The sequence below is a fragment of the Janthinobacterium sp. CG_23.4 genome, assembly GCF_029892305.1.
In the GTDB taxonomy this organism is placed as follows: domain Bacteria; phylum Pseudomonadota; class Gammaproteobacteria; order Burkholderiales; family Burkholderiaceae_D; genus Janthinobacterium; species Janthinobacterium lividum_D.
Genome location: NZ_JARXUX010000001.1, coordinates 2,198,373 through 2,221,209 on the forward strand (window position 1 = coordinate 2,198,373; position 22,837 = coordinate 2,221,209).

Here is a 22,837-nt window from a genome sequence, read left to right on the forward strand (position 1 = left end):
GTGCAACGCCGCAGCATAGAATATTCATGCCCCCCTGCATAGGGGCAAGTGTTTTGGCAGCTCAGCGCTGGCCCGTCAACGGTGCGCCAGAAACTGCCAAGGCCTGCTGCTGGGGCGGGTGCCTAGATGAGTGTCGATTCCGGCAGGCTGATGCGGTTGCGGCCCAGGTGCTTGGCGCGGTACAGGGCGCAGTCGGCCGTGTGGATCAGCTGTCCCAGTTGCGTGCCGGGGCCGGGCAGGGCCGTGGCGGCGCCGATGCTGACGGTGACGCAAGCACCATTGAGGTGCTTGCGCGGCAGTTGCAGCCGCTCCACGCGCTGGCGGATGCGTTCGGCCACGATGGCGGCGCCCTTGAGCGACTGGTTCGGCAAGATGACGGCAAACTCTTCGCCGCCATAGCGCGCTACCATGTCGTTCGCGCGCATTTCGCTGGCCACGGCGCCCGCTACCTTGCGCAGGCACAGGTCGCCGCCCTGGTGGCCGTGGCTGTCGTTGTATTGCTTGAAATTATCGACATCGACCATCAGCAGCGACAGAGGCTGGCCCTGCCGCTGAGCGCGCTGCCATTCGGCCAGGATAGTGTCGTCGAAGCAGCGCCGGTTCGCCAGCCCCGTCAGTCCATCGCGCGTGGCCAGGCGCTCCAGTTCTCCCTGCGCACGCTTTTCATCGGTCATATCGCGCAGGGTTTCGACGACGGCGATCAGTTCGTCGCCATTGTCGCAGATGGGACTGGCATCGACCGCCAGGTAGCGCCGCCGCCCCGTGCGCGGCATGTCGCACCAGTTTTGCGCGCATAAATTATTGCCCGTGCTGCTACGGTACTGCTGCTGCAGATGTCGCGCGCGCGCATCGCCGCCGCGCCCGGCCAGCAGCAACTCGGCCAGGGTGGGGCGTTCGTCGTTGTAAAAGCAGCGGCCCGGCCCGCACATGCCCAGCACTTCGTCTGCCGGCACGCCCGTCAGCTGTACGCAGGCGCGGTTCCAGATGATCACCCGCCCATGCGCGTCGAGGACAAAGGTGGGCACCACCAGCAATTCCATCATCTTGACGGCAAAATCCTGGCTTGCATCGCAGCTTGACGCGCTGGCATGTGCATGGCTATCCGGCATGTATGCATCCTTCTCGGGCGTGAATGGGGGGGGCGCGTAGGCCATGATGCGGCGTGGCGGGCCGATGGTGTTGATGTTGAGCAAGATCTTCAGTGATGGTGCATCGCTTCTTCGTGGCAGTCTGGCAGCGGTAGCGACAGGTGCAAGGTGGTGCCGGCACCGCTGTGGCTATCGATGTGCAGCCTGCCGCCGGCGGCGGCCACGCGTTCATGCATGCCGGACAGGCCGCAGCCCAGGCGCGGCGGTGAGCCCGGCAGCCCGACGCCGTCGTCGCTGATGCTGCACGCCACGGTGCTGCCCACTTGCTGCAGGCATAGCTGGACATGCGTGGCGTGCGCATGGCGGGCAATATTGGCCAGCGCTTCCTGCAGCGCGTGGTACAGCAGGCGGCCGTGTGCGCTGCCGGCGGCGCTGTCGAGCTGATAATTGCAGCTGCAGTCGATGCCCGTACTGCGTTGGAAGTCCGCCAGCAAGGCCTTGCACGCCGCTTGCAGACCGGCATCGAGGGCGGGCGGACGAAGATCGTGGATGATGCGGCGCAGCGCCTCGATGCTGAGCTCGACATTGCGCGCCATCATGGCCAATTGTCGCTCCAGAGCGGGTGTCGCGCCATGCGTGCCCGCTTGCAGCATGGATAGGTCGATCTTCAGGGTCAGCAGATGCTGGCCCAGGTCGTCATGGATGTCGCGCCCGATGCGCAGGCGTTCCTGCTCGCGCGCCTTGCGCTGCTCGCTGGCCAGGTGCGCTTGTTCGGCGTCTACGCGCAGCTGTTCCAGTGCCTGCAGGCGCAGCGTCTGGCGGCGCTGGCGCAGCAGCAGCCGCAGCAGCAACAGCGCCAGCGCGCCCAGCAGTACGGCACAAGCGGCCATCAGCGTCGCTTGTGTGTCAGCCGGCAGCAGCGGCTCGATATGCGGGGCGGCGAGCGCGCCAGCTGGCAGGCAGGCCAGAATGCTCAGGCGGTACAGCAGGCTTAGCCAGCGTTGCAGCATGTTCTCGCTCCCCCAATGTTTTCCGTTAAGCAATGGTCTTACGAAAAATATATTAGCTTTAGGCTATTTACATTGTCTAAGCGCAAAAGCTATGCAGTTATGCCTGTCACCGCAGCAAGCTTGCCCGTTGGTGTCGCCGTGCCTGGGCGGGACGGCTTTTGCACGAAATCTGTCGCGGCGCGATATAATAGAGGGTTGTCAATCGGCTTTTGCGGTGACGGTGCTGCGCGCCGCAACCGCTGCGTACGCCCTGCGCGAGGACGCCAGCCAGCTCTTAGGAAATACAGTGACTTATAGCATCAAAGAGATTTTTTATACCCTGCAGGGCGAAGGTGCGCACGCGGGCCGTCCGGCCGTGTTTTGCCGCTTTTCCGGCTGCAACCTGTGGAGCGGGCGCGAAAGCGAGCGCGCCACGGCCGTGTGCCAGTTCTGTGACACGGACTTCGTCGGCACGGACGGCGAACTGGGCGGCAAGTTCAAGACGCCCCAGGAATTGGCCGCGCTGATCGACAGCCTGTGGCCGGCCAGCTACGCGCCCAGCAAATACGTGGTGTTTACGGGCGGCGAGCCGCTATTACAACTGGACACGGCCCTGATCGACGCCATGCATGCGGTCGGTTTTACCATCGCCATCGAAACCAATGGCACCTTGCCGGTGCCGGCCGGCGTGGACTGGATCTGTGTCAGCCCCAAGATGGGTTCCACCCTGGTCGTGCACAAAGGCAACGAAATCAAGGTCGTCATCCCTCAGTTCCAGCAAGATCTGGCTGCCTATGCAGGACTCGATTTCGAGAATTTTTTCGTGCAGGCGATGGATGGCCCGCTGGCAGCGCACAACTTGCAACTGGCCATCGAGACCTGCAAAAGCAATCCTCAATGGAAACTGAGCCTGCAGACGCATAAACTCCTGCAAATTCCTTAATTATTATTAATATAACAATATGCTGACTATCACACGCAAGCTCGAATTCGATGCGGGCCACCGCATTCCCGACCACAAAAGCCAGTGCCGCAACCTGCACGGCCACCGCTATACGGTGGAAATCACCTTGGTCGGCAAGGTCATCGAAGCGGAAGGCAATTCCGACAATGGCATGATCATGGACTTTTCCGACGTGAAAACGTTGGCCAAGCAACATCTGGTCGATGTGTGGGACCACGCTTTCCTGGTGTATGAAAAAGATACCGCCGTACGCGATTTCCTGGCCAGCCTGCCCGACCATAAAACGGTCGTCATTGACCGCATCCCGACCGTGGAAAACCTGGCCCGCATCGCCTTCGAGATCCTGAAAGCGGCGTTTACCGACCATTTCGGCACCGGCTTGCACCTGCATAAACTGGTGTTGCATGAAACCCCGAATTGCTGGGCAGAAGTGAGCGATGACTGAAATGCACGATAGCGTGCGCGACGCGCGCTATATGCAACTGGCCCTGGAGCAGGCCCAGCACGCGTGGGACCTGGGCGAAGTGCCCGTCGGCGCCGTTGTCGTCAAGGATGGGGAAGTGATCGCCGTCGGTTACAACCAACCGATCGGCCGCCATGATCCGACGGCGCATGCGGAAGTGATGGCGCTGCGCGCGGCCGCCGAAAAGCTGGGCAACTACCGCTTGCCAGGCTGCGAACTGTATGTGACCCTGGAGCCGTGCGTGATGTGCTCGGGCGCCATGCTGCATGCACGTTTGGCGCGCGTGGTGTACGGCGCGGGCGACCCGAAGACCGGTGCTTGTGGTTCCGTGCTGAACCTGTTCGCGCAGCCGGCGCTGAACCACCAGACGGCGATCGTTGGCGGCGTGCTGGCCGACGAGTGCGGCGCTTTCCTTAGGCGTTTCTTCGCCGAACGCCGCCGCGCCCAGGCCGAAGCGCGCAAGCTGGCCAACCCGCCGGATTAATGCCCGCCAGGTGAGGGCAGGGTGGCCAAGTGCTTGCCCTGCCTTCCATGCCAGCCATCCCGGTTAGTTTTTTAGAAACTTTGCGAAAAAGCACTTATCTTGAGCGCTTTGCTATTCTCAAATGAGAATGATTCGTGTTACAGTGTTGTTTTCGCCAGCAAACTTCCCTTGCGTATCGTGATCGATCGAGGTTCAAGAGCCAGCCTTTACTCTTATGCCGGATCATCATGACGACACTGTCTTTGCAGCGCTCTGCTGCGTTGTCAAGCGGCAGAGGTCAAGCCTGACAAGGAGGACAAGCGACGCGAGCTCAACCGTGCGATGTGCGTTCGTCCTGCCAAGGACGCTCGAAAGTCGGGCGCCCTTCCGCTGCGTGGTTGTCGTCAACAACACTGCCTCGCGCAAAACCGCCTGACACAAGGCACCGCGCCATTTCTGTTTCAAACAGCCGCCCGCCGCCACGACGGCTGTACGATCCGCGACGTGCGCACGCAGTGCATCAGCATGAGAATCCCCGCCAGCGTGCATAGGGTGGCAGCGACCACCGAGAGCTCGGCGCCGAACTGGCCGCCGGTGAGCCATTCGGCGCCGGTCAGGCGGGATTGAAACAGGCCCTGCTGGGCGTCGCCGGAGACGGCCACGGAAAAAATGCCGCCTTGGGAAAAATTCCAGGCGAAGTGGATGCCAATGCACAGCCATAGCCGGCGGGTGGCCATGTAGGCGGCGCCCAGCATGACACCGGCTTCGACCGCGATGACCAGGGCGCCGAGCAGACCCGAGCCGGGATTGGCGAAGTGCATCACGCCGAACACGAGGGCCGAGACGAACAAGGCTATCCAGCTTCCCAGCGCTTCTTCGAGAATGCGAAACAGGATCGCGCGGAACACCAGTTCTTCGAAGACGGCGCCGGTCACGAAGCCCGGGATGGTGGCGAGCATGGCCGCTACTTCGTTGCGGCCACTGATCTGGTAGGCGCCTGCGCCGGCCAGAGTCGTCATGCACAGGGTGAAAAGCAGCGCACCGATGCCCAGGCCCGCCGACAATTCGACGGCGGCGCCGTTGCCGCCAAGCTCGCCGACGCGACGCCGTTCGATCCACCGTACATAGCCGGCGTAAGCGCCGAGGATGCACAGCACGCTGATGCAGGCGAAGGGCCAGCGCATGGTGGCGCCGACGGTCATGTAGTAATGTTTTTTCAACGGCGCCAGCGCCGCCATTGGCGCTAACACGCACAGCAAGGCGATCACGATGCGAACGCATGCCCAGCCTGCTTGGCTGGCACGCAGCGACGGCCATGCCGCTCCGTCGCGCATGGCTTTAGTCCTCGATGAAGTCGACGGACTGCGGCCGCTGCTGCAGCGTCACGCGGGGATTGACCGCCATCGTTGCTTCATCGAACGGCAACTGCAGCACGCCGTTGCCGTCGGCGTTGACAACCCGCTCTTGCTCGCCGGAGCGGATGGTCGCGCTGGTGCGCTGGCCGGCGGGAAAGCGCATTTGAACGCCGACAAAGGTGGGCATCAGAAAACGCATCATCCCGGCCTGCGACTTGATCAGGGTGTTGACCTGGCGCACGCTGTCCATCAGGGCGGCATAGTCGAATTGCAGGCAGGCCGGCAGGACCGGGGTAACGGAAAACGAGAACCCGGCTTTTTCGCCGGCAGGCATGCTGGTCAAGACCTTGGGATTGTCGCGTGCCCACAGTGCATGGATCACCGGATCGAAGGTGCCGTCGGCGCCCACCACGATGCGCTTGCTCTCGTCGCCGTGAACGACAGTGAACACCACGTTGGCCGGCGCGATTGCCGGATTGTTCGGCTTCATCGTGCCAAGCATGCGCAATTTGTCACGCTGCGCTGCCGGGGCGGCGTAGAACTTGTCGAGGCTGGTGATTTTCATCAAGTTGCTGTAACTGGTCCATTCGCGGTCGGCGCACAGCGCGGGAGCGCAATACAATGCGGCGCAATACAGCGTCAGTGCAGGTAAGAATTTCATGGTCATGCCTCTCTTGGTATGGCGTGCATGGTGTCGGGGCAAGGCCCGGCGGATTGCATCGTCTTTATTTCCCGCAGGATTGCCGGCCAGTCGGGCAGCAAGGCGCTAAAGTGGCAGGTAGACGCGGCGAGCGTTTCCAGCCATTCTCTGCCGTCGCCGGCGCTCGACACCAGGCGGTCGGCCAGCAGGTCGCCGATCCCCTGCAAATAAAACCAGTGCTCGGGCGAATGGCGGATCTGGGCCTCGAGCTCGCGAAAGATCGCCGCAGTCAGGCCGGCGATATCGGCTTCCAGGTCACCGCTGCGCTCGAACACCAGGGGTCGGCCCAGCTTCAAGGTCGAAGCGAGCCCATCGCCGGGGCAGTTGTAGCCGACGATCACGGTAGCGCGGCTTTTCAATGCAAACAGCGCCGTGCCCGCCATCGCTGGGACGAGCCGGCCGAAAAATGGCACGTATAGGGCGTGGCCGCTGATATCGAACACGTCCGGCATCATCGTCAACGCTTCGCCCCGTTTCAGCACGCGCAGCGCTTTTATCACCGCGGTTTGATCGTTGAACAGGGCATGAAAGCCATAGTCGAGGCCCTTCAATAAGGTTTCGAAGCCTTCGGAGGTGCGGTTTTTCGAAGGCGGATTGTAGAATGCGTTGACGGTTTTCGCGTGGCCGATTTCCTTGATCAGTTTCAGGCAGCCGGCCGGGAAATTACCGTAGTGCGGTGCTACAAAAATGACCGGAGCAGCGCTTTGTTTCACCGTGTCGAGCTGGACTTTTCCATCGACCTGGACATTGCGCTCGATGAAGTCGCTCAACTGCCCGGCCGACAGTCCCGACATGTGTTCCTTCATCAGCATGAATTTACGCATCGACAACTGATGGCGCACGTACAGCGCCGCCTTGGCCTGCTCGCTCAGATGGGGAAAAGCGACGCCGACCGAGGTGGCGAACTGTTCTTTCGCGTTCCTGCTGGCGGCGGTGGGCAAGGCCAGAGCGAGGCGGGCCATGGCGATGCGACCCAGCAGCAGCAATTCTGAAATTGATCGCATGGTGGCGACTCCTGTTCACTTAAGCGGCATCGCGCATGGCGGCAATGCGCGCCATGGCAAATTGGTGGGTATGGTCGAGCAGGCCGCCGCGCGCCTGCTTCCACATACGAAAGTACGCTTCCAGTTGCTTGAGTTGATCGTTGCGCTCGATTTGACGACAATGCAAGCTGGCCCGGTACAACTGCGGCCAGGACAGGGTATGGGCGGGCATAGCGGCCGCCACCGCCGCCAGCTGCGCGCACAACCATTCCAAGGTGCTGCGCATTGCGCCGGCGGGATCGGCCACGCGGCACGCCGCAGCGTCCCATGCAACTAGGTGCAAACCAGCATCGGGCCCGGCAGCGGCGTGGCCGATGGTCAGCAAGGTATTGATCGAGTGTCGGCACAACAAAGGCTCCAGCAGCGAGAAACGGCAAGGCTTGTCGAGGAAAGTCACTGGCGCCGTCGTGCCCGTCCCCAGTGCGTGCAGCTCGGGAAAGCTGACGTAGAGCAGTGGCGCGTCGCTGTTGGCGGCGGCCTTCACGTGGCCGATCACATCTTGGGTAGAGCAGCGCGGCAGGGCACGGTCCGCCAGCGGTATTTCCTCGAGCACCGTGCGCAGCGCCGCGCTTTCGACCAGTATCAGTGGCATGCGCGCGTCGTTGGCCAGGTCCCGCATCAGCTGGATCGCCGCCGTGTTGAACGGCAAAGCGAGCAGGCAGGAACCATGCTCGAGCGCGGTAGCGAGCGTTTGCCGGACGGTGCCGTGCGGCAGCTGTGCGCTGGACTTGACGCTGATGCTGCGCAGAGACTGCCGCTGAACCAGCGCGGCCTGCGCCAGTGCGCCGGTGTCCTGATCGGGTCCGAGGAAATAGGCAGTCCCCCGGCTTGCCTGATCGAGCAGCTGGGCGTCGCGCCGCTGATGGACACGGCGCGCGCCGGTGGGAAGGAAACGCAGCATCAAACGGCGTGGGAAACGCATCAGATTTTCTCCAGGGAAGGCGTTGCACATGCGACAGTGGCGCGGGCCGTCTGCACACTGGCAACGATCTCAGACAGTGCACGGCGAAGCTTGTCAAGGAAGAAAAAGCTGCCGAGCAAAATCATGATTGGCCAAAACAAAAGTGCGCAAAACGCCCCGGCCGCCACGACTAGCTGCCATACGTGATCGATGGAAACGGGTCGCAGCGCTTGCGCAGCGGCCGACAGTTTCGGCAGCAAGGTGGTGGCCAGCAAGCCCAGTTCACGCGCCAGGAACAGGCCGAAGTAGACGAAGTAGCCGATGCTCAACACGGAATACGCGCACAGCACGCTAGAGCGCACACTGGGCCCGGCCAGCGCGCGTTTCCTCATCAACATGGCGATCATCGACGCTGTCGACTGGCGCACCTGCTTGTGCAGATTGTGCAAGCCGCTCAGATCGGACAGCAGCCAATAGCCGTCGAATTTGAACACCGGATTGAGCGTGAACAACATGGTGAAGGTGATCAGCCAGACCAGCTTGAGCGCCATGGGATCGCCGGTGAGCAGGGCGAAGGCATCAACGGCAATAAGAAAGATCGACTGAAAATACACACCGCCCAAGTCGACCACTGCCCGCTGTTTCGCCGGCAACATCCAGGCGGCGGTGACATCGGCATACCAGGCGGGAAAAATGAAGTACAAGCCAACACCGATCGCCCCGTGCCGACACTTGAAGTAGCGGCAGGCGCTGGTATGGCCGAGCTCGTGAATCAGGCCGCTCAACATGAACAGCGCCAGCATTTCGGCCGATTGGCCGGCCGTCCAGGCGCCGTGTGCGGTGCGCATTGCTGCCGGCAAGACCGCGATATGCAAGACGGCAAACGCCAGCATGAGGGCGATTGCCAGGCGCGGCGCGAACAACCAGGTCAGGAAACCGGTGACGCGGGTGGCCGCGCGGGCCGGCAGCAAAGTGAGGCTGAAAAGAAAAGGCAGCTCGCGCGTGGCTGCGGGCGCGCCGGCGAACAACGCGGGGTGCAAGCTTTGCGCCAGTTCTATCAATTGCTCGGCGGGCACGCGGTGGCCGCTTTCGGCCTCGAAGTAGTTTGCGAGCTGTGCGCTGTCGGCGGGCTGATACAGCAGGGCCACCACCAAAGCGCGGGTCTTGCCAGAAACGAGAAAATAACTGTCTTCCAAGGCCAGCAAAAACCGGGGAGAAGGGGAAACGGCACTGTCCTGGTAACGAGTGATGCCGATGCCGGGTTTGAGCCGCGGAACCGGCAGCGTGCTGGGAAGAGGCATGAGGTGGGTCCTGGCGACGATCGAAACGGTTGGACACGCCAGCTACGCCGGAGGGCGCAGCCGGGTGCCGATCAGGAGCGGGGCGCTGGTGCCCCGCTAGCCGGCACTTCCTAGAATCAGGACTCGAAAGTGCAGGTGCATTTCCAGTCGGTGCCTGGCACTTCTGGTACAGCTTCCATTTCAAAGCGGGCTTCCAGTGCTTCGATCGAGAATTCTTCGGTCATGACATTCGATGCTTTCATTTGACACTCCGTAGTAGGTTGGATTGGAACGCCACATCGACGGTGACCGGACACCCGCTTCTTCGAACCGGGCTGCTTCAACCACGTCAACGCGCAGGGCTTCGCGCTGCCCTTGAATGCACCAGCGGCGCCTGTCTTTCAGCGTAATGCTGATGAACTTCGGTACCGCATCTGCTCTCAACTGCTGAGCACACTCTAACCACGAAATTTATTACTGTAAAACAATATTTATTTGTTCTTTTACGATAATTTACGGAGCTTGTCCGGTACCAGCCCGCAGTCCCGATTTGCTTGCACGCCCGGATAACTCCAAGTCATAATGACCTTATAATAGGAAATATTTTTTACGATGAGAAATATTGTAAAAATAATTTTTTAACTTTATTCAATGAGTATATGAATACTAGCGGCTTTACCAATCCTGGCCCGTTGCAGCTCACCCGCATGTGCCAGATTATCCGTGGGCTGCTGCTGACTTTCCTGTTTGCGCAGCTCGGCCTGTTTCTGCTGTCGTGGATCATCGCGTCGCCCTTGAGCATCGGCCCCATGCACGTCGAGCTCGGGCCCGACGGCATGGCGCCAGAATCGGTGCACGCCTTGTCTTTACTGCAGCGCATGGTCGGCATGGCGGTGGGGCTGCCCGGGCTGTTGGGTTTGAGCTACGGCATTTTCCGCCTGGGGCGGGCCCTGGCCAATTTCCAGAAGGGTAAAATATTCGCGGTGGACACGATCGGCCACCTGCGCGCGTCCGCCGGCGCCATGCTCGTGTCGGTTGTGTTGTTCAACCTGGAAAAACCCTTGCGCGGCGTTGCCTTGCACCTTGCCGGTAGCACCAGCCACTATCCGCTGGCGCTCGAAGTCACCTCAAACGAACTGCTGTTGATTCTGGTGTGCAGCCTGTTTTATCTGATTGCCGGCGTCATGCATGAGGGCCGTCGCATCAGTGAGGAAAATGAGGGTTTCATCTGATGGCAATCATCATCAACCTCGACGTGATGCTGGCGAAGCGCAAACTCAAATCCAAGGAGTTGTCAAGTTACGTCGGCATCACCGAACAAAACCTGTCCCTGCTCAAATCAGGCAAGGTACGCGGCATCCGCTTTTCCACGCTCGATAAGATCTGCGAACGCCTGGGATGCCAGCCCGGTGACATCCTCGAGTGGCGTGAAGGGGGGGGGGAGACGGATGATGACGGCGGCGGCATCGACGGGTGATGGGCGCGAGAAAGGCACGTCGCGACGCAGGCAGAGGGTCAGACGCAGGCGCAGGCAGAGGGTCACGTCTGACAAGCGGACACGAACTCTGCCGTACTAGCGTGCGACTTGCCTCTGCTTATCGCATCGTTTCCGTTTTCCAGACGTGACTAGTGTGATTGTTGCGGGCGCGTCAGAAAATCCAGGGCGGCAGAGACATCATTGATGCCTCCGCCCACCGCCTCAAATCCCATAATGCGACCGCTCCGCTGCCCGCACCTTGCGGCGGTGGTGGTCCTGTGTTCCATGTGCTCATCCATCGTGGCGTTGTTGGCGTGGTAGGTGTAGCGGCTCGCGTTTGAAACGTGCCATGCTCGCATTCGACGCGTTTTCACCCGCCACTTCATGCGCCTCAAAAGCGGTGCGCAGGTTCAGAACAAGACCTTGCTGCTGTCGGCGATCCTAGCTGACTCGATGAATCTCGGCTTGACCAAGATGGCGGAGTCGAGCCCGGCGCGAGCTATTTCAACCTGCTCAGACACCGCCCGATTCACGGACCATGTGTTCGCGCTGATGCGCATGCTGGCATTCCGCTTCGCGCCGCGCATCCGGGATCTGGGCGACACCAAGCTGTATTTTTCCGCAGCAGTTGGGGAATATCCCAGGCTGAAGATCATGATCGGTGGCACCCTGAACATCAAGCATATGCGCACCCTTTGGGACGATATCGTGCGTCTAGCCTCGTCGATCAAGCACGGCACCGTGACGGCATCGCTCATGCTGCGCAAGCTCGGCAGCCATCCGCGCCAGAACGGCCTGGCGATCGGGTTGCGCGAGCTGGGGCGCATCGAACGGACGCTGCTCATCCTCGACTGGCTACAAAGCCTTGAACTGCGCCGACGCGTGCATGCGGGCTTGAACAAGGGCGAGGCGCGCAACGCATTGGCCAGGGCGGTCTTCATCCACCGGCTTGGCGAGATCCGGGACCGATGCTTCGAGCAGCAGCGCCACCGCGCCAGTGGATTGAACTTGGTGACGGCCACCATCGTAGTGTGGAATACCGTATGCCTTGAACGGGCGACGCAAGCATTGCCCGAAGCCGACAAGCTGCCCGACGACGCCATGCTGCAATACCTGGCGCCGCTGGGCTGGGAACACATCAACCTGAGCGGGGACTAGGTTTGGCCGCAGAGCCGCAACATTGAAGAGGGAAAATTCCGTCCGCTTCGGACTGGCGTAAATTATTAGCGTAATATTTTTCCGAATTCTGTGGGCGCCCCTATCCCTATGTCAGCCATGTCAGCCCTCCCGGCTGATTTTTTTGAAAACATTGCGATAAAGTATTTATCTGGAACGCTTTGCTATTCTCAAATGAGAATGATTCGTGTTACAGTGTTGTTTTCGCCAGCAAACTTCCCTTGCGTATCGTTATCGATCGAGGTTCAAGAGCCAGCCTTTACTCTTACACCGGATCATCATGACGACACTGTCTTTGCAGCGCTCCGCTGCCCCCGCCGTATTGACCTCCCGCCTGCCTGTGCGCCGGCACAACCTGGTGCTGCGCGCCGCCTTGCTGGGCCTGTTTGCCGCACCGTTGCTGCCCGTGGCTGCGCAAAATAGCGCCATCAATGCGGCCATCAATGCAGGCACTGCCGCGCAGGAACCGGCCAAGCTGCCTGTCTTCCCGGAAATCGTCGTCAGTGCCAAGCAGGATGACGCGCGCCGCGCCGGCACCAAGAGCGTGCTCGGCAGTGAAGACCTGGAGCGCCGCAATGTGACGGAAATGGCTGGCATCGTGCGTTACCTGTCTTTGATTACGGCACCAGTGGCCGCTTCGGGCAGTGGCGCCGTGTGGGATGGCGCGGGTAATACCGGCTACAACATCCGTGGCCTGGAAGGCAACCGTGTCAGCCTGGAACTCGATGGCATTGCCCTGCCCGATGCCGCACCCAAGCCGGACGGCAATACGCTCAACGCCTTCGGCACGGGCCGTGATTATTTTGACCCAGAAACTTTCCGCGAAGTGCGCATCGATTCGGGCACGACGGCCGTCAGCGGCGCCAGCCCTGGGCTGGGCGGCGGCGTGGCCTTCATCACCAAGTCGCCCGACGATTACCTGGGTGAAGGACAGGACCATTACGTGGCCTATAAGTACGCCCGCGCCACGGCAGATCGCAGCAATGCGCACACGCTGACGGGGGCCGCCAAGATCGGCGCCAAACTGCAAGGCCTGGCCGTGTTCGTACACCGCGATGGCGAGCAGACGGACAGCCGTGGCAGCACGGCGCCCAACCCCGATGACTGGCATTCGAATGCCTTGCTGTCCAAGCTGGTGTGGGCCTTGCCGGGTGAGCAAAAGCTGGACTTGACGGTCGACATGTTCGAGCGCAAGAACAAGCGCGATCTGCGCAGCAAGGTCGCCACGTTTTATCCGACCGGCGTGCAGCAGGAGTCCGCCACCAAGCGCACGCGCGTGAGCCTGGGCCATGCGGTGGCACTGAAGGATTTCGTGCTGTTCGAGCGCCTGACGTCAAAAGTGTATCTGCAAAATGCGAAAACCGATGACAAGACGCAAGGCCGCTACACCTACATGACGCCGGCGCAGCGTTCTATCGAGACGAGCTTCAGCAATGACAGCATCGGCGTAAGCTCGGAAGCGTTCAAGCACATCAATGCCGACAATGCACTGCTGTATGGCGTGCAACTGGAACAGCTGAAAACGCGCCGTCCGTGGCGTGAGGACCGTCTCATCATCGCCACCGGCCAGCATCAGATTACCAACAAGAACCGCATGGCCGATATGGATAGCACCAAGCTGGCCCTGTACGTGCGCGATGACCTCAGTGTTAACCTGGCTGGCAAGAAGGCCGTGCTGACGCCAGGCTTGCGTGCCGATTACCGCAAGGATGCGCCTAAAAATTTGCAAAACTACGCCATCGGTGTGCCCGGTGCGGCCAAGGAGGTGCGTGCCGAGAGCGACACCTACTTCACGCCCAGCCTGAGCCTGTCCGTGGAAGTGCTGCCGCAAATGGATGCGTATGCCACCTTCACGCGCGGCACGCGCCTGCCAACGGCGGCCGAACGTACGGGCACTTACGATTCCATCAGCTATACGGGTGTGGGGCAGGGCTATGCCGTGCTCGGCAATGCAAATTTGCGCAAGGAAACCAGCGAGGCGTATGAGCTGGGCTTGAAGGGCGACGTGAGCAAGGGCTTGAGCATGCATGCCTCGCTCTACCAGACGCAATACACGAACATGATCGAGTATGTGACGCAAAAGGATGACCCGGTGAATTATCCCACCATTACACGCGGTTTGTTCCGCCCGGACAACATCGGCAATGCCCGTACCTGGGGCGCCGAGTTGACCCTGCGCGCGGAATTGGGTGCCTGGGCGCCATCCTTGCAGGGCTACCACGTCGACCTCGCTACCGGCGTGGCCAAGGGCCGCTCCTTCAATACCCGGACGGGAAAAAGCGCTGGCCTGGCCTCGGTGGCACCGGCCAAGTCGGCCTTGACCGTCGGCTATGACCACGCGGCCCAGTTGTTCGGCCTGGCGCTGACGGCGGTGCATGCAGGCGCCAAGCAGGCGCCGGAAAACCTGCTCACCGGCGACTCAAGTGCGCTGTTTACCGTGCCTTCGTACACCATCTTCGACTTGGCGACTTACTGGAATGTGCACAAGAACGCCAAGATTGTCGTGGGCGTGTACAACTTGACGGATCGCAAGTACTGGGATTATGCGTCGGCCCGCAGCCTCCTCGCCGGCACCACGGCGAGCAACCGTGCCGAGATCGAACGCTATGCCAAGCCTGGCCGCAATGTCGCCGCCAGCGTCAGCGTGAATTTCTGATTTTTACCGGGGAGGGGTGTTTGCCCCTCTATTTTTCCATGTTTGATTGAATGGTCTTTTTATGAAGTTATCCAAACTCGTTCTATCCCTGCTAGGCAGCCTGCTGATTGCAAACGCATACGCGGCCCCAGCCACTTTGGCGGAACGCTGGTCCACCTTGCGCTTGGAGCAGCCGAAGCTGCAGATCCGCGATGCGGCGCGCGCGCTGGGGGTGTCCGAAGCGCAATTGCTGGCAAGCAATATCGGCAAGGGCGTCACGCGACTGCAAGCGGACGGCAATCAGCCGCGCGAAATCATGCGCGCCGCGCTGGACTTGGGTACGGTGCAAGCGATCACGCGCAATGAAAACGGCGTCATCGAAACGACGGGCGTTGCCAGCAAATTCAAGCAGGCGGGCGACAAGTCGGAACAGGCCGACGTCAAGCAGGATCCAGAAACCGAAGCGCGCCAGCGCAATATCGCAGGCGGCTACCTGGGCGGCAAGATCGACCTGCGTTTCCACTTTGAAAACTGGAAATATGTATTTGCCGTGGAGCAAGCGGGCCGCGATGGCAAGCCGACGCGCAGCCTGCAATTCTTTGACGCCAACGGCACTGCAGTGCACAAGATTTATGTGCGCAGCGAAGCGGGCGTGGCAGTCTACGACAAGCTGGTGGCAACGTTCCGCCAGCCACAGCAAAGCACCGAGCTGAACGTGCTGGCCGTGGCGCCCAAGGTAGTAGAAAAGCCGGATGCCGAGATCGACGTCAAGGAATTCCAGTTGGCCTGGACAGAGATGACGGATGTGCACCAGTTTGCGCAAATCATGCGTGAATTCCATGTGACGCGCGAACAGGCCCTGCGCCTGGCGCCGGCCGGCGTAGCCGAGCGCGTGACGCCGGCAGCGCTGCGCACCCTGCTGGAAAATGCAGCCAAGGACAAGGTCGCGATCATGGCCTTCCTGGGCAATGAAGGCGTGACGCAGATCTACAGCGGCAAGGTCGAGAAAACCATGGCCGGCGGCGGCTTCTTCAACGTGCTGGACCCGGACTTCAATCTGCACATCCGCGACACGGCGCTGCGTAGCGGCTGGGTCCTCAAGCGCGGCGGCGTTACTTCCGTCGAATTCTTCGATAGCGATGGCACGCAAGTGGTTTCCTTCTTCGGCGTGCGCGAGCGCGGCAAGGCGCAGCCACAGGCTTGGGTGGAGCTGGCCGATTCCTTGCCAAAAGCCAAGTAAGCCGCAGCGGCGAGATGGCAGCGTTGCCGCCCGGCGTGTCGGCGCGGCAACAGTTGCACTGCGCGCCGCGTGCCGGTCTCATGTCTGACGCACCTTAGTGGTATGCTAAGCGCAAGGCCGCAGCGATGGTGCCTGCGTGCTGGTTCCTGAAGAGAGGCTATCATGGCAACCATCATGGCGAACGGCCTCAACATAGCGTATGAAAGCGACGGCAAGCCGGACGATCCGTGCGTGCTGCTGGTCATGGGTATGGGCCTGCAGCTGATCTCCTGGCCGGAGCACTTTGTCGAAGGCCTAGTCGAACAAGGCTACCGTGTGGTGCGCTTCGACAACCGCGACAGCGGCTTGTCGAGCAAAATGGCGCAGGCGGGCAAGCCGTATCTGCCGCTGGCCTACGTGAAGAGCCTGCTGGGCTGGCCCCTGAAAACTTCCTACACCCTCGACGATATGGCCGACGATGCGCTGGGCTTGCTGGCAGCCCTGGGCGTAGATCAGGCGCATGTGATCGGCGTGTCGATGGGTGGCATGATTGCGCAAGTGATGGCGGCCCGCGCGCCGCAGCAGGTGCTCAGTCTGACCTCCATCATGTCGAGCAGTGGCCGGCGCGGCTTGCCCGGCCCGACGCGGGCGGCGCGCAATGCTATATTGCAACGTCCGAAACGCAATGCCAGCGGCGTCGAATTGCTGGCGCACATGGCAGCGACCATGCGCGCCATCGGCAGCCCCGCCTATCCCGTGGCGGAAAAACTGCTGAACCAGCGTATCGAAGCGGCGCTGCAGCGCAGCAGGTGCCCTGAAGGCGAGGCGCGGCAAATGCTGGCCATTGCCGCCTCGGGCGAACGCACGGGCTTGCTGGCGAGCATCCGTTGCCCGGCACTGGTCATCCATGGCGCACACGATCCCCTGATACCGCTCGCCTGCGGCATCGATACTGCGGCCTTGATCCCAGGCGCGCAACTGGAAGTGATCGAAGGCATGGGGCACGATATGCCGCCGCAGCTGATCGAGCGTCTGCTCGCCTTGATCGATGTGCATCTGCAAGGTAAGATGGTGCCCCAGATACGCTTCCAGCGATCTCAAGTAACCCGCAAGAAATTAGTGTAATTTCTGGCTTCCACAAGCGGCCTGTGCGATGTTGCCCGCAGTTTGCAGTGCAGCCTGTACTTGTACTTGTACTTGTACTTGTACGTGCGCTTGCACTGCGTCGTGGCAGGCGCCTTGCATAATATCGGCAACTGTTTGTCATCCATTTACAAGCCTATGCCGGGGATTACTTTGCCGCACCCACCACTCGACTTGCTAGGCATATTTTGAAGACACCTGAGATTGGCATCGCCATTGTGGCACCGGGCGGTTGCGCGCCCGACGAAGCGGCCGTGGCGCGCGGCATTGCCCGCTTGCAGGCGCAAGGCGCCACGGTTCACAATTACTACGACCCTGAGCAGACATTCCAGCGCTTCGGCGGCACGGATGCCGGACGTTTGGCGCAGCTCAACGCCGCTGCGGCCGACCCGGACGTGCAAGTGGTGATCGCCTTGCGCGGCAGTTATGGCATCAGCCGCATCTTGCCCGACATCGATTTCGAGCGCATGGCCGACAGCGGCAAGCTGTTTGTCGGCTACAGCGATTTCACCGCTTTCCACATGGGCTTGATGGCGAAAACGGGCCGTGCCAGTTTTGCCGGCCCGATGCTCTGCGACGATTTCACCCGCGACGAGCCCGAGCAATTTACGCTCGATCAACTGTGGTCTTGCCTGGCCGGTCCGACGCACACGGTGACGGCCACGGCAGCGGGCAATGCGCAGCTCGATGTGACCGGAACCTTGTGGGGTGGCAACCTGGCGATGTTGCTTCACTTGCTGGGCACGCCGTATTTCCCGGACATCGATGGCGGCATATTGTTCCTCGAAGACGTCAATGAACACCCCTACCGTGTCGAGCGCATGCTGCTGCAATTGCTGCATGCGGGCGTATTGCATCGCCAGCATGCGGTGGTGCTCGGGGATTTTTCCGGCTATAAACTCAGTCCCATGGATAAGGGTTACGATGTCGACGCCATGCTGGCCTATGTGCGCCAGCGCTTGCCCGTGCCCGTACTGACGGGGCTGGAATTTGGCCATATCCGCCGCCGCCTTACCTTGCCGTTCGGCGGCCTGGCGCGGCTGCAATCGGATGCTGCCGGTTTCAGCCTGCAGGTCAGCGATTATCCAACCTTGTCACGCGCGTAAATGCCATGAGCGCCAAGAGCGCCGTGAACGCCAAATCCGGCAGGTTGCTGCAGCTCGATGTGCTGCGCGGCATCGCCGTGTTTGGCATTTTGCTGGTGAATATATGGGGTTTTGCCTGGGGCACGATTTCCTTGCGCTACGGCACCTTGCCCGCGCCGCCGCCGGTACTGGACCAGCTCCTCATTTTCGCCGTGGCGGCGCTGGCACAATTGAAGTTTTATCCCATCTTCGCTTTTTTGTTTGGCGCCGGCTTTGCCTTGCAGACACGCTCCTTGCAGCGCCGGCTGGGCAGCCGGGAACAGGCGCAAGCAGCGTATCGACGGCGTTTGCGCTGGCTGCTGGCATGCGGCCTGTTGCATGGTTTTCTTGTCTGGAGCGGTGACGTGCTGAGCTCGTATGCCGTTGCCGGCATGCTGCTACTGCCGCTGGCGTCCGCCAGACTCAGCCGCGTGCGCAACTGCGCCTGGCTGGTGGCAGCCGGCTTCCTGCTATTCATTTGTCTATTGATTCCTGTGGGCCAGCAGGGCGGCGCAGCGGACACGGCGCGCGAGTTGCGCAGTTTTGCCGACCGTTACGCGATGTACACGCAAGGCAGCGCGTGGGACGTGGCCTTGCTGCGTGCCAATGACTATCTGGTCTCGCTGCTATACGCCAGCATCATGTTGCCGCATATCATAATGTTGTTCTTGCTGGGCATTTTGTGCGTGCGTTTCGGTTGGCTGACGCAGCCGCAGCGCCACCAGCGCCTGTGGCGCCGCGTGCGTGCCGTGGGACTCGGTGTGGGTTTGCCGTTCAACCTGCTGGCGGCCATCGCCATCGCCTGGCAAGTGGCGGATCCCTATCAAACCGCGCTCGACACGGCCCTGTTCGAGGTGGGTCTGTTCGCCGGCGGCCCACTGCTGGCGGCCGGCTATGTGGCTGCGCTGATGCTGGCCGGTCCCTTCATGCTGCGCTGGCTGGGCACATGGCTGGCGCCCGTGGGACGCATGGCCTTGAGCAATTATCTGCTGCAATCGCTGCTCGGCACCTGCTTGCTGCAGGGGCCGGGACTGGGCTGGGGTGCTCGATTGCGTCCGGCCGAGATGCTGGGACTGGCCGTGCTGATCATGCTGGGGCAGGTGCTGCTGAGCCGCTACTGGCTGCGCCACTTCAGTCAGGGGCCCATGGAAGCGCTGTGGCGCCGCCTTGCGCGCCTGCCGACGTGACTGAGTCGCTATCTCGGCTGTAAGCACCGGGCAGCCTCCCTTCCGCAAGCACCGCGCAAGCGCCTATGATGATGACAGGCAAGGCGATATCGGCTCGGACTGTCACATCTATTTATTAAGATATTGCGATATCGCGATATATGAATTAGAATGTCTGTCTCGTTGCCCCGCAGAGCCTGTTGCTCTTCCTCTGGCAGCTGCTGCACTCAAACAAAGGATGAAATTTTGAAACACTCGACACTTTTTACAACGACCAGCCTCGGCCCGTACACCTTGAAAAGCCGTATCGTCTTGCCGCCTCTGACGCGCTCGCGCAGCACGCAGCCCGGCAATATCGCCAATGATCTGATGGCTACTTACTATGGACAGCGCAGTAGCGCCGGCTTCATGGTGACCGAAGGTAGCCAGATCGAACCACGTGGCCAAGGATATGCATGGACGCCTGGCATACATTCGGCAGAGCAAGTTGAGGGCTGGCGCAAGGTGACGGCGCGCGTGCATGCGCAAGGGGGCATCATCTTCGCGCAGTTATGGCATGTGGGCCGGGTGTCGCACACCACGCTGCAGCCTGGAGGCGCTGCACCGGTCGCGCCATCGGCCATCCTGGCGCCAGGGGTCAGCGTATTTATCGAGACGAGTCCCGGCGTTGGTGCCTTGGCGCAGCCGTCGATGCCGCGCGCCTTGGAGCGTGAGGAAATTACCGAGTTGGTAGCCATGTATGCGCAGGCCGCTGAAAACGCCATGGCGGCCGGTTTCGATGGCGTCGAATTGCATGCTGCGAATGGCTATCTGATTAATCAATTTATTTCGGCCCACAGTAACCAGCGTGACGACGAGTATGGCGGCAGCTTGAGCAAGCGCCTGCGCTTCCTGCGCGAAGTCACGCAGGCGGTGGCCGACAAGGTGGGAAAAGATCGTGTCGGCGTGCGTTTTGCACCCTTGTTCCAGAGCACGGACGAAGCGCGCGTCTATTTGGGGCTGGTCGAGGACGATCCCCATGGCACCTACATTGAAGCGATCAAGGTGCTCGAGGAAGTCGGCATCGCCTATCTGTCCTTGGCCGAAGCGGATTGGGACAATGCGCCCGAACTCCCGGAAACCTTTCGCGTCGCTGTGCGCGCCACATTTAGCGGACAGATCATTTACGCGGGAAAATACACGGCAACGCGCGGCGAACGGGTCATCGAGCAAGGCTGGGGCGACTTGATCGCCTTCGGCCGGCCATTCATCGCCAATCCGGACTTGCCGCAACGCATAGCCAACGGCTGGTCTCTTAATGCTGCTGATCCGAGCACCATGTACGGCGGCACGGCTGTCGGGTATACCGACTACCCACGCTACGGTGCTTAAGACGCGATTGCCGGTTATCACGGGCGGCGTATTTGCGCTGTAATCTTGATCGAAAATATCGTAATATGTCGAAAAGTCGATATGGTGTGATTTATGAGTGTAGATATCAGCGAAGTCCTGAAGGCCCTGGATAACCCGGGCAGGCTGGCGATCCTTTCCTGGCTCAAGGAGCCCGCCAAAAACTTCCCCGAACAGGCCGTCGATGCCGACGAGGTCGGCGTATGCGTGAGCATTATCCAGGCCCGCGCCAACTTGTCGCAATCGACGGTTTCCCTGTACTTGGCGGCGCTGCAGCGCGCCAAGTTGGTGACGTCGCAACGGATAGGTCCTTGGACTTACTATAAGCGCCACGATGAAAACATCGCCGAGTTTCAGCGCGCGCTGAGCGTGATGATATGACGCGAGAGTCGTCGGCGCACGCGCGCAATTGAACCAGCCTGCCACTATTGGCTGACGCCTTGCGCAGCGTCCAGACTCGGGCAGTCATGCCCGAGCGGCGAGGATGCACACGGGGAGGGCGCGCGTTTGGCGTGGGTGTGGTCCAGCGTACAGACTGCGGGCGCCGATCTGGCGCACAGTGGAGCTCAGTCAGATGGCTGACGCTTCTTGCATCGGAGGAACCATGTCGTTTGAAAATCCCACCATCCACAAAGGCTTTATCATTAGCGCCACGGCCAGCCAGCGCCGCGATGGTCGCTGGGTCGGCTCGTACGTCAGCCTGAACCAGGCCTGCGGCGCGTATGCCGACACCTGCGACTACGACGATTGCAGTAATGAAAAAGAGGCGCAGCAACTGGCGCTGTCTGTCGCTTGGCGCCTGGCCGACGGCATGCAGGCCGCTTAAGCCGTACGCCGCGTCAGCTTTTGCGTCGCAAGGCCACCAGCAAGCCAAGCACGGGCAAGAATAGGGCGGTGGCCAGGCGTACGGCATTCAATGAAGCCGTCTCCACGCCCAGCACATGCGGCAGGGCCAGCAGTAACAGTGGAGCCGGTACGGCGATGGCAAAGAAAAACAGATACCATGAGTAGCCCTTCCTCTTGGCCAGCAAGGCAATCAGGGCGCAGCCGATCAGGAAGGCCAGCGGTAAATTCACAAATTCCATGGTGACGCACTCTTAGCAGGGGGAGCGCGATTATACGCGTCTCTGCCTGCGTCGCGTTAATTGCCGACCAGATCAGGCGGCTGCGGCACCCGCTTGCTACCGGCCGGTAAAGCCGCGGGCGGCAGCGCCGTGATGGTGCCGCGATAGAGGCGTTGCCGGGGATGCGCCGACGCCCCGGTCAAGGCCGCATGCACGCGCTTGTCGCTGCACGGCGTTTCGATCAGCACGGGCTTGGTGCATACCTGCTGCGTAGCGCCGCTTGCGGCAAGCGCCATCATCGAGCGCGAATGGCGCGTATTTGCTGGGCCGTTTCCTCGATCTCCCGATACGCTTCCTGGACATAGCCATGGATCGGGTGCTCATCCATCCACGCGACATAGGCGCGTTCGTCGTGCTTGATGGCAAAAGGAATATGCTGGTCGCGTATCGATACGGCTGTTTCGCGCACCAGCGAGGCAAATAGCAGCTCCAGAGTTTCCATGATGATCTCCTCGCGAGACAGCAATACAGGATGATGACTGTAGCACAAAGCGCGCCGCGCGCCATGCCGGCGCCTGTGGCGTGCGCGCCCTGGCCTCAGGCTGGATGACCGATATGCTCGTACAAAATTACGCAGCCGATGATGATCAGCACCAGGCCGCCCAGCAGTTCGGCGCGCCGGCCCGCCAGCGTGCCCAGTACCCGGCCCAGCATGACACCCAGAGTGACCATGACGAAAGTAGAAAAGCCGATGGCGGCGGCTGTCACGACAATGTTGGCGCCCAGCAAAGCTAAGCCCGCGCCCACCACCATGGCGTCGATGCTGGTGGCCAGGCCGGTGACGGCTAGCACCCAGAATGAGTGCGACTGGACCGGTGCTTCTTCCTCGTCGGCGTCGGCGAGGGCATTGCGTATCATTAATAGGCCGATGCTGCCCAGCAGGCCGAAGGCGATCCAGTGGTCCCACGCTTCCACGTATGGCGCCGCCACGCTGCCCAGGGCCCAGCCGATAATGGGCGTGATGGCTTCGATGATGCCAAAGATGAGCCCCGTGCGCAGCGCCTCGCGCCATTGCGGCTTGTGCAGGGCGGCGCCCTTGCCCACGGCGGCGGCGAAGGCGTCGGTGGACATGGCAAGCGAGAGAGCGGCGGTGGCTGCGAAATTCATCGTTGGCTTTCTGTAAAACCTGGCTGGGATG

At 61.2% G+C, this 22,837-nt stretch carries 25 protein-coding genes and 1 pseudogene; 14 read left to right on the forward strand and 12 right to left on the reverse strand.

What is annotated here, in order from left to right; translation table 11 throughout:
• Positions 1-122: 122 nt before the first annotated feature.
• Both H4V96_RS09960 and H4V96_RS09965 read right to left on the reverse strand, forming a co-directional pair.
• The gene (locus tag H4V96_RS09960; protein ID WP_196856662.1) at positions 123-1,193 is read right to left on the reverse strand and encodes a diguanylate cyclase; all 1,071 of its coding nucleotides are present in this window, start codon (positions 1,191-1,193) and stop codon (positions 123-125) included.
• A 5-nt stretch (positions 1,194-1,198) separates the two neighbouring features.
• Positions 1,199-2,098, reverse strand: coding sequence for a sensor histidine kinase (locus tag H4V96_RS09965; protein ID WP_196856661.1), 900 nt, complete (start codon positions 2,096-2,098; stop codon positions 1,199-1,201).
• Positions 2,099-2,384: 286 nt separating this feature from the next.
• On the opposite strand from H4V96_RS09965, the gene queE reads away from it, so the two are divergent.
• The 3 genes from queE to tadA are packed head-to-tail and all read left to right on the forward strand — an operon-like array spanning position 2,385 to position 3,988.
• Complete coding sequence (gene queE, locus H4V96_RS09970; RefSeq protein ID WP_010397857.1) at positions 2,385-3,020, forward strand: 7-carboxy-7-deazaguanine synthase; 636 nt, start codon at positions 2,385-2,387, stop codon at positions 3,018-3,020.
• A gap of 19 nt (positions 3,021-3,039) precedes the next feature.
• On the forward strand, positions 3,040-3,486 hold the full coding sequence (queD, locus tag H4V96_RS09975) for a 6-carboxytetrahydropterin synthase QueD (protein ID WP_010397859.1): 447 nt from the start codon (positions 3,040-3,042) through the stop codon (positions 3,484-3,486).
• Position 3,487: 1 nt separating this feature from the next.
• Entirely contained in the window at positions 3,488-3,988 is a 501-nt protein-coding gene (gene tadA / locus H4V96_RS09980; protein ID WP_043461748.1) for a tRNA adenosine(34) deaminase TadA, read from the forward strand.
• A gap of 440 nt (positions 3,989-4,428) precedes the next feature.
• Here tadA and H4V96_RS09985 read toward each other — a convergent pair whose 3' ends face one another.
• The 6 genes from H4V96_RS09985 to H4V96_RS10010 all read right to left on the reverse strand — a co-directional run bounded on the left by H4V96_RS09985 (position 4,429) and on the right by H4V96_RS10010 (position 9,509).
• A complete protein-coding gene (locus H4V96_RS09985) occupies positions 4,429-5,301 on the reverse strand; it encodes a CPBP family intramembrane glutamic endopeptidase (protein ID WP_010397864.1) in 873 nt (290 codons plus the stop codon).
• 4 nt (positions 5,302-5,305) lie between these two features.
• Entirely contained in the window at positions 5,306-5,983 is a 678-nt protein-coding gene (locus H4V96_RS09990; RefSeq protein ID WP_196856660.1) for a DUF2987 domain-containing protein, read from the reverse strand.
• 2 nt (positions 5,984-5,985) lie between these two features.
• A complete protein-coding gene (locus tag H4V96_RS09995; RefSeq protein ID WP_196856659.1) occupies positions 5,986-7,026 on the reverse strand; it encodes a lysophospholipid acyltransferase family protein in 1,041 nt (346 codons plus the stop codon).
• A 19-nt stretch (positions 7,027-7,045) separates the two neighbouring features.
• Entirely contained in the window at positions 7,046-7,987 is a 942-nt protein-coding gene (locus H4V96_RS10000) for a hypothetical protein (RefSeq protein ID WP_196856658.1), read from the reverse strand.
• Entirely contained in the window at positions 7,987-9,267 is a 1,281-nt protein-coding gene (locus H4V96_RS10005) for a hypothetical protein (RefSeq protein WP_196856657.1), read from the reverse strand. The genes H4V96_RS10000 and H4V96_RS10005 overlap by 1 nt, the downstream gene beginning before the upstream one ends.
• Before the next feature lie 116 nt (positions 9,268-9,383).
• Positions 9,384-9,509, reverse strand: a complete 126-nt coding sequence (locus H4V96_RS10010) for a hypothetical protein (protein WP_280720904.1) — start codon at positions 9,507-9,509, stop codon at positions 9,384-9,386.
• Positions 9,510-9,905: 396 nt separating this feature from the next.
• Here H4V96_RS10010 and H4V96_RS10015 point away from each other — a divergent pair, with 396 nt between their 5' ends.
• From H4V96_RS10015 to H4V96_RS10065, 11 genes and pseudogenes are all read left to right on the forward strand, one after another.
• The gene (locus H4V96_RS10015; protein WP_196856656.1) at positions 9,906-10,478 is read left to right on the forward strand and encodes a DUF2975 domain-containing protein; all 573 of its coding nucleotides are present in this window, start codon (positions 9,906-9,908) and stop codon (positions 10,476-10,478) included.
• Entirely contained in the window at positions 10,478-10,723 is a 246-nt protein-coding gene (locus tag H4V96_RS10020; RefSeq protein WP_196856655.1) for a helix-turn-helix transcriptional regulator, read from the forward strand. The genes H4V96_RS10015 and H4V96_RS10020 overlap by 1 nt, the downstream gene beginning before the upstream one ends.
• Before the next feature lie 369 nt (positions 10,724-11,092).
• Positions 11,093-11,878: pseudogene (locus H4V96_RS10025) on the forward strand (Tn3 family transposase); the annotation flags it as partial.
• Between the two features lie 301 nt (positions 11,879-12,179).
• Positions 12,180-14,555, forward strand: a complete 2,376-nt coding sequence (locus H4V96_RS10030; RefSeq protein ID WP_280720905.1) for a TonB-dependent receptor — start codon at positions 12,180-12,182, stop codon at positions 14,553-14,555.
• Positions 14,556-14,616: 61 nt separating this feature from the next.
• Positions 14,617-15,774 carry a ChuX/HutX family heme-like substrate-binding protein gene (locus tag H4V96_RS10035; RefSeq protein ID WP_196856653.1) on the forward strand — a complete coding sequence of 386 codons (1,158 nt, stop codon included), beginning with the start codon at positions 14,617-14,619 and terminating at the stop codon, positions 15,772-15,774.
• Positions 15,775-15,936: 162 nt separating this feature from the next.
• The gene (locus H4V96_RS10040) at positions 15,937-16,878 is read left to right on the forward strand and encodes an alpha/beta hydrolase (RefSeq protein WP_196856652.1); all 942 of its coding nucleotides are present in this window, start codon (positions 15,937-15,939) and stop codon (positions 16,876-16,878) included.
• A gap of 206 nt (positions 16,879-17,084) precedes the next feature.
• On the forward strand, positions 17,085-18,002 hold the full coding sequence (gene ldcA, locus H4V96_RS10045) for a muramoyltetrapeptide carboxypeptidase (protein ID WP_196856651.1): 918 nt from the start codon (positions 17,085-17,087) through the stop codon (positions 18,000-18,002).
• Positions 18,003-18,025: 23 nt separating this feature from the next.
• Positions 18,026-19,207, forward strand: a complete 1,182-nt coding sequence (locus tag H4V96_RS10050) for a DUF418 domain-containing protein (RefSeq protein ID WP_280720906.1) — start codon at positions 18,026-18,028, stop codon at positions 19,205-19,207.
• 225 nt (positions 19,208-19,432) lie between these two features.
• Positions 19,433-20,557 carry an alkene reductase gene (locus H4V96_RS10055; RefSeq protein WP_196856649.1) on the forward strand — a complete coding sequence of 375 codons (1,125 nt, stop codon included), beginning with the start codon at positions 19,433-19,435 and terminating at the stop codon, positions 20,555-20,557.
• 93 nt (positions 20,558-20,650) lie between these two features.
• Entirely contained in the window at positions 20,651-20,956 is a 306-nt protein-coding gene (locus H4V96_RS10060; RefSeq protein ID WP_010397896.1) for a helix-turn-helix transcriptional regulator, read from the forward strand.
• Positions 20,957-21,179: 223 nt separating this feature from the next.
• Positions 21,180-21,401 carry a hypothetical protein gene (locus tag H4V96_RS10065; protein ID WP_010397898.1) on the forward strand — a complete coding sequence of 74 codons (222 nt, stop codon included), beginning with the start codon at positions 21,180-21,182 and terminating at the stop codon, positions 21,399-21,401.
• A 13-nt stretch (positions 21,402-21,414) separates the two neighbouring features.
• Here H4V96_RS10065 and H4V96_RS10070 read toward each other — a convergent pair whose 3' ends face one another.
• From H4V96_RS10070 to mntP, 4 genes are all read right to left on the reverse strand, one after another.
• Positions 21,415-21,660, reverse strand: a complete 246-nt coding sequence (locus tag H4V96_RS10070; RefSeq protein WP_070347237.1) for a hypothetical protein — start codon at positions 21,658-21,660, stop codon at positions 21,415-21,417.
• Positions 21,661-21,716: 56 nt separating this feature from the next.
• On the reverse strand, positions 21,717-21,938 hold the full coding sequence (locus tag H4V96_RS10075; RefSeq protein WP_196856648.1) for a hypothetical protein: 222 nt from the start codon (positions 21,936-21,938) through the stop codon (positions 21,717-21,719).
• Positions 21,935-22,141 (reverse strand): hypothetical protein, encoded by a 207-nt coding sequence (locus H4V96_RS10080; RefSeq protein ID WP_010397903.1) that lies wholly within the window; start codon positions 22,139-22,141, stop codon positions 21,935-21,937. Before H4V96_RS10080 ends, H4V96_RS10075 begins: the two co-directional genes overlap by 4 nt.
• Before the next feature lie 95 nt (positions 22,142-22,236).
• Positions 22,237-22,806: a manganese efflux pump MntP gene (gene mntP / locus H4V96_RS10085; protein ID WP_010397905.1), complete on the reverse strand. Its 570-nt coding sequence runs from the start codon at positions 22,804-22,806 to the stop codon at positions 22,237-22,239.
• Between the last annotated feature and the right edge of the window lie 31 nt (positions 22,807-22,837).

Bases quoted from the DNA above. Each gene is read 5' to 3' on its own strand.
- H4V96_RS09965 (WP_196856661.1), bottom strand. From the start codon at position 2,098: ATGCTGCAACGCTGGCTAAGCCTGCTGTACCGCCTGAGCATTCTGGCC.
- queD (WP_010397859.1), top strand. From the start codon at position 3,040: ATGCTGACTATCACACGCAAGCTCGAATTCGATGCGGGCCACCGCATT.
- tadA (WP_043461748.1), top strand. From the start codon at position 3,488: ATGCACGATAGCGTGCGCGACGCGCGCTATATGCAACTGGCCCTGGAG.
- H4V96_RS09985 (WP_010397864.1), bottom strand. From the start codon at position 5,301: ATGCGCGACGGAGCGGCATGGCCGTCGCTGCGTGCCAGCCAAGCAGGC.
- H4V96_RS09990 (WP_196856660.1), bottom strand. From the start codon at position 5,983: ATGAAATTCTTACCTGCACTGACGCTGTATTGCGCCGCATTGTATTGC.
- H4V96_RS09995 (WP_196856659.1), bottom strand. From the start codon at position 7,026: ATGCGATCAATTTCAGAATTGCTGCTGCTGGGTCGCATCGCCATGGCC.
- H4V96_RS10000 (WP_196856658.1), bottom strand. From the start codon at position 7,987: ATGCGTTTCCCACGCCGTTTGATGCTGCGTTTCCTTCCCACCGGCGCG.
- H4V96_RS10005 (WP_196856657.1), bottom strand. From the start codon at position 9,267: ATGCCTCTTCCCAGCACGCTGCCGGTTCCGCGGCTCAAACCCGGCATC.
- H4V96_RS10010 (WP_280720904.1), bottom strand. From the start codon at position 9,509: ATGAAAGCATCGAATGTCATGACCGAAGAATTCTCGATCGAAGCACTG.
- H4V96_RS10015 (WP_196856656.1), top strand. From the start codon at position 9,906: ATGAATACTAGCGGCTTTACCAATCCTGGCCCGTTGCAGCTCACCCGC.
- H4V96_RS10020 (WP_196856655.1), top strand. From the start codon at position 10,478: ATGGCAATCATCATCAACCTCGACGTGATGCTGGCGAAGCGCAAACTC.
- H4V96_RS10030 (WP_280720905.1), top strand. From the start codon at position 12,180: ATGACGACACTGTCTTTGCAGCGCTCCGCTGCCCCCGCCGTATTGACC.
- H4V96_RS10035 (WP_196856653.1), top strand. From the start codon at position 14,617: ATGAAGTTATCCAAACTCGTTCTATCCCTGCTAGGCAGCCTGCTGATT.
- H4V96_RS10040 (WP_196856652.1), top strand. From the start codon at position 15,937: ATGGCAACCATCATGGCGAACGGCCTCAACATAGCGTATGAAAGCGAC.
- H4V96_RS10060 (WP_010397896.1), top strand. From the start codon at position 20,651: ATGAGTGTAGATATCAGCGAAGTCCTGAAGGCCCTGGATAACCCGGGC.
- H4V96_RS10065 (WP_010397898.1), top strand. From the start codon at position 21,180: ATGTCGTTTGAAAATCCCACCATCCACAAAGGCTTTATCATTAGCGCC.
- H4V96_RS10070 (WP_070347237.1), bottom strand. From the start codon at position 21,660: ATGGAATTTGTGAATTTACCGCTGGCCTTCCTGATCGGCTGCGCCCTG.
- H4V96_RS10075 (WP_196856648.1), bottom strand. From the start codon at position 21,938: ATGATGGCGCTTGCCGCAAGCGGCGCTACGCAGCAGGTATGCACCAAG.
- H4V96_RS10080 (WP_010397903.1), bottom strand. From the start codon at position 22,141: ATGGAAACTCTGGAGCTGCTATTTGCCTCGCTGGTGCGCGAAACAGCC.
- mntP (WP_010397905.1), bottom strand. From the start codon at position 22,806: ATGAATTTCGCAGCCACCGCCGCTCTCTCGCTTGCCATGTCCACCGAC.